The following is a 12,131-nucleotide window of genomic DNA, read 5'->3' on the forward strand; positions in this document are numbered from 1 at the left end:
TCCTCCAGGACTGCTCTGCTCGGTGATCGGCGTATTGACGCATTACCTCCGAGCCGTGCGACCCGCGACCGATCAGCAGGAGGTCCGGGGGTTCACCGGAGGTGAACAGCCGGTGTCCGGCGCCGTCTTGGCGTGTCGGCATCGTCATCTAACATGCCGATCCGGACATCACATCGGCGGCCGTCGCGCCGGCAACCAGGAGGAGAAGCCAGTGACCACCGTCGGACGGCTCCTCGTCATCGTCCTCTTCGAGGGCGTCGACCTCCTCGACGTCACCGGGCCGCCCGAGGTGTTCGCCCTGCTGCGGCGCGAGACGGACGACGCGGACGGCTACGAGGTCGTGCTCGCCGCAGAGTCGATGGCGCCGGTCACCACCTCCGCCGGGGTGCGCGTGCTGCCCGACCTGACCTTCGCGGAGGCGGCGGCGCGGCGCATCGACACCCTGCTGGTGCCCGGCTCCGTCGAGACGGACGCCGAGCGCCGGGTGCGGGCCGTGGTCGATCCCGGGGTGGTCCGCTGGGTGCGGACGCTCGCCGGGCGGACCCGGCGGGTCACCTCCGTCTGCGTCGGCGCGCACATCCTGGCCGCCGCCGGGCTGCTCGACGGCAGGCGGGCCACCACCCACTGGTCGACGGCGCGGCAACTCGCCGACGAGCACCCAAAAGTCGAGGTCGACGCCGACCCGATCTTCATCCGGGACGGCGACGTGTGGACCGGCGCCGGGATCAGCTCCTGTCTGGACCTGTCCCTCGCCCTGGTCGCCGAGGACTTCGGCGAGCCCACGGCGCTGCGGGTGGCCCGGCAGCTGGTGATGTACCTGAAGCGGCCCAGCGGTCAAAGCCAGTTCAGCGTGCCGCTGGAGCCGGTCTCGACGACCCGGCGGGTCGAGGACCTGCGCCACTACATCACGCGCCACCTCGCCGGCCCGCTCACCCTCGCGGAGCTCGCCGCGAGCGCGCACGTCAGCGAGCGCCAGCTCACCCGCGTCTTCAAGGCGGAACTCGGCACGACCCCGAGCGCGTACGTCGAGTCGGCACGCGTCGAACGCGCCCGCCACCTGCTGGAGTCCACGGACGCGACCCTGGAGCGGATCACCACGGTCTGCGGTTTCGGCACGACCGACACGCTCCTCCGGGCGTTCCGGCGGCGGCTCGACACGACCCCGATGGAGTACCGGCGGCGCTTCCGGACCGGGTCAGGCGGGGGTGACGGGGAGGACGTCAGGGGAGAGGGCGGCGGCGCGGGCGGAGGCTGAGGTCATCCGGCGGCGGTGGTGTCGTCGGCACAGGACCTCGTAGCCGACCTCCACGGGGCGGTTGACGTCGCCCACGACGACCTGCTCGCCCTCGACGACCATCTCCCCGTCGACGGTGCGGGCGTTGTGGGTGGCCCGTGCGCCGCACCAGCACAGCGCCTCCACCTGCAGCTGCTCGATACGGTCAGCGAGTTCGATCAGGCGCTGCGAGCCCGGGAAGAGCTTCGTGCGGAAGTCCGTCGTGATCCCGAAGGCGAAGACGTCCATGTCGAGGTCGTCCACGATCCGCGCCAGCTGGTCGATCTGCTCCGACGCCAGGAACTGGGCCTCGTCCACGATCACGTAGTCCGCTTTCCCGCCTCCGGACAGCTCGCCGACCAGGTACGCGTACAGGTCCATCTCGTCCGTCACCTCGACCGCGTCGGTCACCAGACCCAGACGGGAGGAGAGCTTGCCCTCGCCGGCCCGGTCCTGGCGCGTGAAGATCACGCTCTGGAGGCCGCGGGCCGAGCGGTTGTGGGTGATTTGGAGCGCCAAAGTGCTCTTTCCGCAGTCCATCGTTCCGGAGAAGAACACCAGCTCGGGCATGGGAGGTCGAGGACCTTTCGAAAAGAGGGAGGAAGGGGAAGGGCGGGAAGGCGCGGGAAGGGCTCAGGAGCGGACTTCGAGGAGCGGTACCAGCTGCTCCGCGGGGGTCATCGACCCGTGCATGCCCACCATGGCGGACTCGTTCGGCTCGTTGACGGAGGCCGTGATGGCGAGGTCGTCCTGGGCCGCGGCGACCACGTCGCCGATCCGGCCGTAGACCCGGTCGTCGACGTGCTCGCCGAACCAGCCGAGCGCGATGGCCTCGTCGCGGCCGGCCACCCAGAAGCGGTCGCCGAGGACCTCGCGCCAGCAGGTGAGGACGTCGGCCTCGGCGCCGGGGACGGCGTAGACGTGCCGGGCACGGCCCTCGCCGCCGAGCAGGGCGACGCCGGCGCGCAGCTCCCAGTCCTCGTCGAAGTCGATCCGGTGGTCCTCGTCGAACGGGATGTCGACCATGCCGTGGTCGGCGGTGACGTAGAGCGCCGCCTGCGGCGGGAGCTGTTCGGCGAGGCGCTGCACCAGCCGGTCGACGAACATCAGCTGGCCGCGCCAGGCGTCGGAGTCGATGCCGAAGCGGTGTCCGGCGCCGTCGAGCTCGCTGTAGTACGTGTAGACGAGCGAGCGGTCGCCGGCGGCGAGCTGCTCGGCGGCGAAGTCCATCCGCTCCTCGCCCGAGAGGCGGCCGTGGAAGCTGCCGCCGCTCAGCGCGATCTTGGTGAGCGGGGTGTCCTGGAATATCGGCGAGGACACCTGGGCGGTGTGGATGCCGGCCTCGTGGGCGAGCTGGAAGACGGTGGGGTACGGCTGCCAGACGCGCGGCGCGGTCCAGGGCTTCCAGCGGAGCTGGTTCATCAGCTCGCCGGTCTCCGGGTTGCGCACGGTGTAACCGGGCAGGCCGTGGACGCCGGGGTGCAGACCGGTGCCGACCGAGGCGAGCGACGTCGCGGTGGTGGCGGGGAAGCCCGCGGTGAGGGGCGCTCCGGTGCCGCCGCGCGAGCCGGCGAGCAGCGAGGTCAGATAGGGCGCCTCGTCGGGATGGGCCTTGATCTGCTCCCAGCCGAGCCCGTCGATGAGGAAGACGCAGTTGCGGTCGGCGGGCGTGAGCTCGGTGATCCGGGCGTCGAAGCCGGGCACACCCTGACCGGCGACGAGCGTCGGCAGCAGGTCGCCGAGGGCGCCGGAGCCGTACGCGGGCAGCGGTGCGGTGGCGGGATCGAGCGGAACCGGTTCGTCCGGCCAGCCCTGCGCGAAGGTGGTGGGCTGCACCATCAGCGGGTGGCGGGGTTGGACGGGCCCGCGGCGGTGGCCGCGGACAGGGCCTGGGCGAAGGCGAGGGTCTGCCGGACGGTGTCCGGGCCGTCACCGGCGTCACTGACCCGCAGGCTCAGGTCGTCGGCGGTGGAACTGCCGGTGTAGCCGTGGTCGGCGTCGCAGTTGGGGTCGCCGCAGGCGGCCGGCTCCAGGTCGATGCGGGAGACCGCGCCCCAGCCGATGGTGAGGACGACCTCGCGGGGCAGGGTGCCGGGGGTGTACGACTCCGGGTTGGCGACGACCCGGCTGACCACGATCGAGGAGATCCGGTCGAGGTTCACGGACTCGGTGGAGGTCGTGGCGTACGGCGTCGGCGAGCTGCCGTCGGCGGCCTGCTCGTCGGTGTGGCTGACGATGAACCGGTTGGCCGTCAGGACGAGCACGGTGACGTGACGCCGCACCTCGTTGGCATCGAAGGTGGTCTCCTGGTGGACCACGTACGACGAGACGGCCTCGCCACCGACGGCGGCCTCCACCGCCTCGGCCACGAGGGCCGGGTAATAGCCGCTGCGCTCGATCGCCGCGCGCAGCCCCTGGGTCGTCGTACCGGTCTTCGCCATGGACTCCATCCTACGGGGCCTTGGGGCCCCTTCCGGCCTGCCCGTCAAGAGGTGGTTCCGTCGATCGGCGGTTCCGTCGATCGGCGGTTCGGTCGATCGGCGGTTCGGTCGATCGGTGGTTCCGTCGGGAGCCCGGCCCGTCAGTAGCTGGGCAGGCGGCGCGGGCCGAGGTCGGTGGTGGGCGCGGGCGGGGCGAGGCGGAGGGTCGCGCCGAGGACGGAGAGGCCGCGGGGGGCGACGACGACGGGTTCGAAGGAGACGGCGACGACTTCGGGGTGGTCGTCGACCAGCCGGGAGACGCGGAGCAGCAGCTCTTCGAGGGCGGGGGTGTCGACGGGGGCGGAGCCGCGCCAGCCGAAGAGGAGCGGCGCGGTGCGGATGGAGCGGACGAGCTCGGCCGCGTCCCGGTCGGTGGCGGGGACGAGCCGGTGGGCCATGTCGCCGAGGAGTTCGGAGGCGGCTCCGGCCAGGCCGAAGGAGAGCACGGCGCCGACCGCCGGGTCGATCGCGGCGCGCACGACGGTGTCGACACCGCGCGGCACCATCGCCTGGACGACCGGCTGGAGCTCCTCGGGCTTGCCGAGGGCTTCGGTGAGCTCGGCGTAGGCGGTGCGCAGCTGTCCCTCGGTCGCGAGGTCGAGGCGTACGCCGCCGAGGTCGGGGCGGTGGCGCAGATGGGGCGCGGTCGTCTTGAGGGCGACCGGGAAGCCGAGGCGGGCGGCGGCGCGGACGGCGTCGTCGGGGGTGGGCGCGGGCAGGGTGGGGCGGACCTCGATCCCGTACCGGCCGAGCAGCTCGGCGGTCTCGTCGGCGCCGAGGGTGACGCCGCGGGCGTCGGCGGCGCGCTCGGCGAGGACCCGTTCGATCAGGGCGGCGGCCCCGGCCTCGTCGATCCGCTCGAACTCGGGCACCCGGCCGGGGTCGGCGGCGGACTGGCGGCGCCACTGGGCGTAGCGGACGGCTTCGGCGAGGGCGCGGACGGCGCGCTCGGCGGCGGGATAGGCGGGGATGGCGCGGGGCGCGGGCGCCGCCGGGACCTCGGCCGGTTCCGGGGCGGGAGGGGCGGCCGGGGCATGGGCCGGTTCCGGGGCGGCCGGGGCATCGGGGGCGGCCGGGGCGTCGGGAGCCACGGGGGTGGGCTCGGCTGCCGCTGCCGGTCTCGTGGCTCTCGGCGGGCGGGTGCGGGTGGCGGCGGACAGCGCCTCGGCGAGGGCGCCCATCTCGACGTGGACGACGACGACGGGCTTGGCCGGTCCGGGTGCGGCCGCGACGGCGGAGCGCAGGGCCGCGGCGAGGACCTGGCCGTCGCCGGACTCGGTGGCCCCGTTCTCCCCCACCCAGGGGATGGCGGTGACGACGACGGCGTCGCAGGCGTCGTCGGCGAGGGCCGCGGCGAGCGCGGCGCGGAAGTCGTCGGGGGTGGCGCCGGTGGTCAGGTCGAGGGGGCGGAGCGGGCGCAGGCCCTCGGTGAGGCAGGCGTCGTAGGCGAGCAGGCCGAGGGACTCGGAGTTGCCGAGGATGGCGACCCGGGGCCCTTCGGGCAGCGGCTGGTCGGCGAGGAGCAGTCCGGCGTCGACGAGCTCGGTGATGGTGTCGACGCGGATGACCCCGGCCTCCCGCAGCAGCGCGGAGACCGTGGCGTACGGGATACGGGTGACGGGGACGCGGTGTCCGGGCGGGGCGCTGCCGCTGTGGCGGGCGCCCTTGACGACCACGACGGGCTTGACCGCGGCGGTGCGGCGGGCCAGCCGGGTGAACTTCCGCGGGTTGCCGATCGACTCCAGGTAGAGCAGGACGACGTCGGTGGCGGGGTCGTCGTACCAGTGCTGGAGGAGGTCGTTGCCGGAGACGTCGGCGCGGTTGCCGGCGGAGATGAAGGAGGAGACCCCGGCGCCGTGCCGGTGCAGGCCGGCGAGCAGGGCGATGCCGATGGCGCCGGACTGGGCGAAGAGCCCGATGCGCCCGGCGGCCGGCATCTGCGGGGCGAGGGAGGCGTTCAGCCGGACGGCGTCGGCCGTGTTGATGATCCCGAAGGCGTTGGGGCCGATGATCCGCATGCCGTACGAGCGGGCCTGGCGCACCAGCGCGCGCTGGCGCTCGCGGCCCTCCGCGCCGCTCTCCGCATATCCGGCCGAGAGCACGACGAGGCCGCGCACGCCGTGCTCACCGCAGTCGGCCACGGCGTCGGGGACCCGCTCGGCGGGGACGGCGACGACGGCGAGGTCGACCGGCTCGCCGATGTCGGCGACGGACCGGAAGGCGGGCACGCCCTCCAGCTCGTGCCGCCCGTCCCCCAGGGCGGCGTTGACGGCGTGGACGCGGCCGGTGAAGCCGCTGTCGAGGAGGTTGCGCAGCACGGTCCGGCCGACGCCGCCGGGGGCGCGGCCGGCGCCGATCACGGCGACGGACCCGGGGGTGAGGAGGCGCTGCACGGAGCGGGCCTCGGCGCGCTGTTCGCGGGCGCGCTGGACGGCGAGGGAGCGGTCGGTGGGCTCCAGGTCGAGGTGGAGGCGGACGGCGCCGTCCTCGAAGCTGCGCTTCTGGGTGTAGCCGGCGTCCGTGAACACCTTGATCATCTTGGTGTTGGCGGGCAGCACCTCGGCGGCGAACCGCCGGATCCCGCGCTCGCGCGCGACGGCCGCGATGTGCTCCAGCAGGGCGGAGGCGACCCCGCGCCCCTGGTGCGCGTCCTGGACCAGGAAGGCGACCTCGGCCTCGTCGGCGGGGAAGGAGGCCGGGCGGCCGTCGGGGCTGATCCGGTCGTAGCGCACGGTGGCGATGAACTCGCCGCCGACGGTCGCGGCGAGGCCGACCCGGTCCACGAAGTCGTGGTGGGTGAAGCGGTGGACGTCCTTGGCGGACAGCCGCGGGTAGGGCGCGAAGAAGCGGTAGTACTTCGACTCGTCCGACACCTGCTCGTAGAAGCTGACCAGACGCTCGGCGTCGTCGGAGGTGATGGGGCGGATGCGCGCGGTGCCGCCGTCGCGCAGGACCACGTCCGCTTCCCAGTGGTCGGGGTACGCGTGCTCCGGCTGTTCGGGCTGTTCCGACGCGCTCTGCATGGGGAAAGCGTACGGCCGGGGTACGACAGTGGCACCGGTCGTGTGTGAGAGACTGGTCTAGACAACCGCTGAATGTTGAAGGGCTACCACCATGGCTGAGCGCCGCGTCAACGTCGGCTGGGCCGAGGGCCTGCACGCCCGCCCCGCCTCCATCTTCGTCCGTGCCGCCACGGCCTCCGGCGTCCCCGTGACGATCGCCAAGGCCGACGGCAACCCGGTCAACGCCGCGTCGATGCTCGCGGTGCTGGGCCTGGGCGCGCAGGGCGGCGAGGAGATCGTGCTGGCGTCCGACGCCGACGGCGCCGAGGTGGCGCTGGACCGCCTCGCGAAGCTGGTCGCCGAGGGTCTCGACGAGCTCCCCGAGACCGTCTGACCCGTCACCGTCCGCCTCGTCGCCTCCCCGACGACGGATCACAGAGAGCCGCGCCCCCGGTCATCCGGCGGGCGCGGCTCTTTTTCAGCGCCGCGGACGCCGCCACGGAAATCCGGGAATCCGGATTCGCCGCACGGAATTCATTCTGGCGGTTTCGGGCAGCATGAAAAAGGGCCTGCCGAATTGCCCGCCTCTTTGTATACGGTGGGCTCGTTAATTCCGTGCTCCCGCATTGTTTACGGCATGTTGCGAAACCCTCACACGCGCCCGCTCCGGGCGTTTCAGACGGAGCCGCGGCGCCGCGCGCTCCACGTGCAGCGCGGTGAGGGCCCGGGCACGTTCGGCGTCGCCGCGCGCGACGGCGTCCACGATGGCGCCGTGCTCGGCCCAGGAGTCCGCGGGCCGGTCGGCCGGCTCGGCCGCGTACATCCAGGCGATCTTGTGCCGCAGCTGGGTGAGCAGCGCGGTGAGCGGCGGGCTGCCGGACGCCTGCGCCAGGGTCTCGTGGAACCAGCCGTCGAGCGCACGCAGGTCCTCGCTCCGGCCGTGCCGGGCCCGCTCCTGCCCCAGCCTGACCAGGCCGCGCAGCACCTTGAGGTGGGCGTCGGTGCGGCGCTGGGCGGCCCGGGCGGCGCCCAGGGGTTCGAGTAGGGAGCGCATGTCGAGGAGGTCGGCGGCCTCCTGCTCGCCGGGTTCGGCGACCTGGGCACCGGCGTGCCTGCGGGTGACGACGAAGCCCTCGGACTCCAGGGTGCGCAGCGCCTCGCGGACCGGGACGCGGGAGACGCCGTAGCGGCGGGCGAGTTGTTCCTCCGTCAGTCTGGCTCCCCGCGCGTACACCCCGGACACGATGTCGTCCCGGATCGCCGTGCATACCGAGTGCGCGGGAATGCGCATGTCCGACCTCCGCTTTTCTCCGCGCGAAACCCCGTCGGGTGGCGCCTGTCCGGCGACTCTATTGCAGGACGCGGGAATTTCCGATGCCGGCCGGTAATTCGGGGACGAAAAAAGCCCCGGCTCGTTCGAGCCGGGGCTTCCTCACGCTGGGCCGGGGGACGTCAGACGTCGACGCCGCGGGCGCGCAGGTACGTGATCGGGTTGATGTCCGAGCCGTACTCGGGGCTGGTGCGGGCCTCGAAGTGGAGGTGCGGGCCCGTGGAGTTGCCGGAGGAGCCGGAGACGCCGATCTGCTCGCCCGGGGTGACCTTCTGGCCGACGTACACGCGGATGGCGGAGAGGTGGCCGTACTGGGTGTACGTGCCGTCGTTCATCCGGATGACGATGTTGTTGCCGTACGCCCCGCCCCAGCCGGCCTCGACGACGGTGCCGGAGCCGACGGAGACGACCGTGGTGCCGTAGGCGGCGTGGAAGTCGATGCCGGAGTGGTGGCCGGAGGACCAGAGCGAGCCGCCGGTGTTGTAGCCGGTGGACACGTACGAGTGGGCGACGGGGGCCTGGAAGGAGTTCAGGCGCTTGCGCTCGGCCTCACGGGCGGCACGCTCCTTGGCCTCGCGGATCTCCTTGGCGCGGGCCTCGGCCTTGCGCTTCGCCTCGGCGGCGGCCTTCACGCGGGCGGCGGCCTCGTAGGCCTCCTTCTCCTGCGCGGCCGCCTGGGCGTCGACGTGCTCGGCGAGGGACTCCTCGGTGATCACCTGGGTGAGACCGGTGTCCTCCAGGGAAGTGCTCTCCGTGTCGGCGGCGAGCGCCGGGGAGGCGAGGGTGCCGATGACGCCGGTGGTCGCGAGGGTCGCCACGCCGGCGATGCCCGCGCCACGGCGCGTCAGACGACTCGGAGCACGATGCTTCCCGGTGGCACGGGTGAACGCCATGTAGTGGCTGATCCTTTCCTTCCCTCTCGCCTACCGGGTTAGCTGACGGGTTCGGAGCAGGAAGGTCTCCTACGGGCCCCTCCGCGTGCGCGAAGGCGTCCGATTCACCCCAGGGACTGCGTATGGGTCCCCGGCTCCCCAGGCTCGCGCCTTGCGGGGACTCGGCGATGACTGTCCGTTTGCCGCGGGCGCGGCGTCGTGCAACGGGCGAACAGTCGCGTCGACGCTAGGCGGATCTTCCGTCAATCACCAAACAGACTCGTGAGTTTGTAAGACATGCCACAGGGCATTCAAGATCATTAGCCGTAATACGGACAAATGGCAAGGACCCTGACGAACCAGGTCGCCAGGGTCCTCGTGACAGCGGCTCAATCAGCCGGTGACCACGGTCACTTCACCGATGCCGAGCGCCCGCACCGGCTCCTCGATCTGCGACGCGTCGCCGACCAGGACGGTGACCAGCCGGTCCACCGGGAAGGCGTTGACCACGGCCGCGGTCGCCTCCACCGTGCCGGTCTCGGCCAGGCGCGCGTACAAGTGCCCCTGGAAGTCGTCCGGGAGGTGCTGCTCGACCTGGTCCGCCAGCGTGGCCGCGACGGAGGCCGCGGTCTCGTACTTCAGCGGGGCGACGCCCACCAGGTTCTGCACGGCCACGTCGCGCTCGGCGTCGTCCAGGCCGTCGGCGGCGAGGGTGCGCAGCACCTTCCACAGGTCGTCGAGCGCCGGGCCGGTGTTGGGCGTGTCCACCGAGCCGCTGATGGCGAGCATCGAGGCACCGTGGCCCGCGCCGTCCGAGCGCAGCACCTGGCTGAACGCGCGCACGCCGTACGTGTAGCCCTTCTCCTCGCGCAGGACGCGGTCCAGGCGGGAGGTGAGGGTGCCGCCGAGGCAGTACGTGCCGAGCACCTGGGCCGGCCAGACGCGGTCGTGGCGGTCGGCGCCGACGCGGCCGATGAGCAGCTGCGTCTGGACCGCCCCCGGGCGGTCCACGATGACGACCCGGCCGGTGTCGTCGGCCGTGATGGGCGGCATGGGGCGGGGCGCGGCGGGCGCGCCGCTCCAGGCGCCGAGGGTCTCGGCGAGCACCTTGTCCAGGTCGACGTCGGTGAGGTCGCCGACGACCACGACGGTGGCCGCGGCCGGCCGCACGTGCGCGTCGTAGAAGGCGCGGACGGCGGCGGCGTCGATCGCCCGGACGGTCTCCTCGGTGCCCTGGCGCGGCCGGGACATCCGCGCGGAGGCCGGGAAGAGCTCCTTGGAGAGCTGCTTGGCGGCGCGGCGGCCCGGGTTGGCCGTCTCGTGCGGGATCTCGTCGAGCCGGTTGTTGACCAGGCGCTCGACCTCGGACTCGGCGAACGCCGGGGCGATCAGCGCCTCGGCGAGCAGGCCGAGGCCCTTGGGCAGCCGGGAGACCGGGACCTCCAGGGAGACCCGGACGCCGGGGTGGTCGGCGTGCGCGTCGAGCGTGGCGCCGCAGCGCTCCAGCTCGGCGGCGTACTCCTCGGCGGAGTGCCGGTCGGTGCCCTCGGACAGCGCCCGGGCCATGATCGTGGCGACGCCGTCGAGGCCCTCGGGCTCGGCGTCCAGCGGGGCGTCGAGGAAGATCTCGACGGCCACCACCTGCTGGCCGGGACGGTGGCAGCGCAGCACGGTCAGGCCGTTGTCGAGCGCGCCGCGCTCCGGGGCCGGGAAGGCCCAGGGCTTGGCGATGCCCGGCTGGGGCTGCGGGTGGAAGTCCATGCTCGTCAAAGACGCGGCAGCGTCGGTCACTGCTCCGCTCCCTCTTCCTCGTCGCTGTCGTCGGCGTCGTCGGCGTCGTCGGCCTGGCTCACGGGCTCGTAGACCAGGACGGCGCGGTTGTCCGGGCGCAGGCGGGTCTTGGCGACCTCCTGCACCTCCTCGGCGGTGATGTCGAGGACCCGGTCGACGGCGGTCAGCGCCAGCTGCGGGTCGCCGAACAGCACCGCGTACCGGCACAGTTCGTCGGCGCGGCCGGCGACGGTGCCGAGCCGGTCCAGCCACTCGCGCTCCAACTGGGCCTGGGCGCGCTCCATCTCCTCGGGCGTCGGGCCCTCGGCGGCGAACCGGGCCAGCTCCTCGTCGACGGCCGCCTCGATCTCCGGCACCTCGACGCCGCCGGACGTCTTGACGTCCAGCCAGCCGAGCGAGGGCGCGCCGGACAGCCGCAGCAGGCCGAAGCCGGCGGTGACGGCCGTGCGGTCGCGGCGGACCAGCCGGTTGTGCAGCCGGGAGGACTCGCCGCCGCCGAGGACGGTCAGGGCCAGGTCGGCCGCGTCGCACGCGCGCGTGCCGTCGTGCGGCAGCCGGTAGGCGGCCATCATCGCGCGGGCCGGGACCTCCTCCTCGACGACCTCGCGCAGCTGCTCGCCGATGACCTCGGGCAGCTCGCCGGAGCGCGGCTCGGGCTTGCCGTCGTGGCCGGGGATCGAGCCGAAGTACTTCTCGATCCAGGCGAGGGTCTGCTCCGGGTCGATGTCGCCGACGACCGAGAGCACCGCGTTGTTGGGCGCGTAGTACGTGCGGAAGAAGTTCCGCGCGTCCTCGAGCGTGGCGGCGTCGAGGTCGGCCATCGAGCCGATCGGCGTGTGGTGGTACGGGTGGCCGTCGGGGTAGGCGAGGGCGGTGAGGCGCTCGAACGCGGTGCCGTACGGCACGTTGTCGTAGCGCTGGCGGCGCTCGTTCTTGACGACGTCGCGCTGGTTCTCCATGGACTCGTCGTCCAGAGCGGCGAGCAGCGAGCCCATGCGGTCCGCCTCCAGCCAGAGCGCGAGCTCCAGCTGGTGGGCGGGCATGGTCTCGAAGTAGTTGGTGCGCTCGAAGCTCGTGGTGCCGTTGAGCGAGCCGCCGGCACCCTGCACCAGCTCGAAGTGTCCGTTGCCGTGGACCTGCTTCGAGCCCTGGAACATCAGGTGCTCGAAGAGGTGGGCGAGGCCGGTGCGGCCCTTGACTTCGTGGCGCGAGCCGACGTCGTACCAGAGGCAGACCGCGGCGACCGGGGTCAGGTGGTCCTCGGAGAGCACGACGCGCAGGCCGTTGGACAGCCGGTGCTCGGTCGCTGTCAGGCCGCCGGAGCCGGCCGAGGCCGTGGCCGTGTGACCCATGGGCATGTACGTCCCTTCGATCGCTGTGCGG

Annotated in this window: 10 protein-coding genes and 1 riboswitch; of the genes, 2 read left to right on the top strand and 8 right to left on the bottom strand. The window is 73.0% G+C overall.

Annotated features, from left to right (window positions below; all coding sequences use genetic code 11):
• Positions 1-211: 211 nt before the first annotated feature.
• Positions 212-1,255: a GlxA family transcriptional regulator gene (locus ACFYU9_RS29545; protein ID WP_389346677.1), complete on the top strand. Its 1,044-nt coding sequence runs from the start codon at positions 212-214 to the stop codon at positions 1,253-1,255.
• On the opposite strand, the gene ACFYU9_RS29550 is transcribed toward ACFYU9_RS29545, so the two are convergent.
• The 4 genes from ACFYU9_RS29550 to ACFYU9_RS29565 form a co-directional block, all read right to left on the bottom strand.
• Complete coding sequence (locus tag ACFYU9_RS29550; protein ID WP_389207837.1) at positions 1,196-1,843, bottom strand: thymidine kinase; 648 nt, start codon at positions 1,841-1,843, stop codon at positions 1,196-1,198. The genes ACFYU9_RS29545 and ACFYU9_RS29550 overlap by 60 nt on opposite strands.
• A gap of 63 nt (positions 1,844-1,906) precedes the next feature.
• Positions 1,907-3,112: an alkaline phosphatase family protein gene (locus ACFYU9_RS29555; protein ID WP_389207839.1), complete on the bottom strand. Its 1,206-nt coding sequence runs from the start codon at positions 3,110-3,112 to the stop codon at positions 1,907-1,909.
• Positions 3,112-3,714 (bottom strand): DUF5998 family protein, encoded by a 603-nt coding sequence (locus ACFYU9_RS29560; RefSeq protein WP_389207841.1) that lies wholly within the window; start codon positions 3,712-3,714, stop codon positions 3,112-3,114. Before ACFYU9_RS29560 ends, ACFYU9_RS29555 begins: the two co-directional genes overlap by 1 nt.
• A 140-nt stretch (positions 3,715-3,854) precedes the next feature.
• Positions 3,855-6,776, bottom strand: a complete 2,922-nt coding sequence (locus ACFYU9_RS29565) for a GNAT family N-acetyltransferase (protein ID WP_389207843.1) — start codon at positions 6,774-6,776, stop codon at positions 3,855-3,857.
• Positions 6,777-6,867: 91 nt separating this feature from the next.
• Between ACFYU9_RS29565 and ACFYU9_RS29570 the strand changes: the two genes are divergently transcribed.
• On the top strand, positions 6,868-7,149 hold the full coding sequence (locus ACFYU9_RS29570; RefSeq protein WP_389207845.1) for an HPr family phosphocarrier protein: 282 nt from the start codon (positions 6,868-6,870) through the stop codon (positions 7,147-7,149).
• Positions 7,150-7,362: 213 nt separating this feature from the next.
• Here the strand turns inward: ACFYU9_RS29570 and ACFYU9_RS29575 are convergent, their stop codons facing one another.
• From ACFYU9_RS29575 to ACFYU9_RS29590, 4 genes are all read right to left on the bottom strand, one after another.
• The gene (locus ACFYU9_RS29575) at positions 7,363-8,046 is read right to left on the bottom strand and encodes a GntR family transcriptional regulator (protein WP_389346679.1); all 684 of its coding nucleotides are present in this window, start codon (positions 8,044-8,046) and stop codon (positions 7,363-7,365) included.
• 161 nt (positions 8,047-8,207) lie between these two features.
• The gene (locus ACFYU9_RS29580; RefSeq protein ID WP_389207849.1) at positions 8,208-8,978 is read right to left on the bottom strand and encodes a M23 family metallopeptidase; all 771 of its coding nucleotides are present in this window, start codon (positions 8,976-8,978) and stop codon (positions 8,208-8,210) included.
• A 12-nt stretch (positions 8,979-8,990) separates the two neighbouring features.
• Positions 8,991-9,155, bottom strand: a riboswitch (cyclic di-AMP (ydaO/yuaA leader).
• Positions 9,156-9,350: 195 nt separating this feature from the next.
• On the bottom strand, positions 9,351-10,718 hold the full coding sequence (locus tag ACFYU9_RS29585) for a M16 family metallopeptidase (protein ID WP_389208069.1): 1,368 nt from the start codon (positions 10,716-10,718) through the stop codon (positions 9,351-9,353).
• A 26-nt stretch (positions 10,719-10,744) separates the two neighbouring features.
• A complete protein-coding gene (locus ACFYU9_RS29590) occupies positions 10,745-12,106 on the bottom strand; it encodes a M16 family metallopeptidase (RefSeq protein WP_389207851.1) in 1,362 nt (453 codons plus the stop codon).
• Positions 12,107-12,131 lie beyond the last annotated feature (25 nt).

Origin of the sequence: Streptomyces sp. NPDC004327, assembly GCF_042873935.1 — a bacterium.
Classification (GTDB): Bacteria; Actinomycetota; Actinomycetes; order Streptomycetales; family Streptomycetaceae; genus Streptomyces.

What these genes read in the sequence shown, in the direction of transcription:
- ACFYU9_RS29550 (WP_389207837.1), bottom strand. Translation starts at nt 1,843, where the DNA reads ATGCCCGAGCTGGTGTTCTTCTCCGGAACGATGGACTGCGGAAAGAGC.
- ACFYU9_RS29555 (WP_389207839.1), bottom strand. Translation starts at nt 3,112, where the DNA reads ATGGTGCAGCCCACCACCTTCGCGCAGGGCTGGCCGGACGAACCGGTT.
- ACFYU9_RS29560 (WP_389207841.1), bottom strand. Translation starts at nt 3,714, where the DNA reads ATGGCGAAGACCGGTACGACGACCCAGGGGCTGCGCGCGGCGATCGAG.
- ACFYU9_RS29565 (WP_389207843.1), bottom strand. Translation starts at nt 6,776, where the DNA reads ATGCAGAGCGCGTCGGAACAGCCCGAACAGCCGGAGCACGCGTACCCC.
- ACFYU9_RS29570 (WP_389207845.1), top strand. Translation starts at nt 6,868, where the DNA reads ATGGCTGAGCGCCGCGTCAACGTCGGCTGGGCCGAGGGCCTGCACGCC.
- ACFYU9_RS29575 (WP_389346679.1), bottom strand. Translation starts at nt 8,046, where the DNA reads ATGCGCATTCCCGCGCACTCGGTATGCACGGCGATCCGGGACGACATC.
- ACFYU9_RS29580 (WP_389207849.1), bottom strand. Translation starts at nt 8,978, where the DNA reads ATGGCGTTCACCCGTGCCACCGGGAAGCATCGTGCTCCGAGTCGTCTG.
- ACFYU9_RS29585 (WP_389208069.1), bottom strand. Translation starts at nt 10,718, where the DNA reads ATGGACTTCCACCCGCAGCCCCAGCCGGGCATCGCCAAGCCCTGGGCC.
- ACFYU9_RS29590 (WP_389207851.1), bottom strand. Translation starts at nt 12,106, where the DNA reads ATGCCCATGGGTCACACGGCCACGGCCTCGGCCGGCTCCGGCGGCCTG.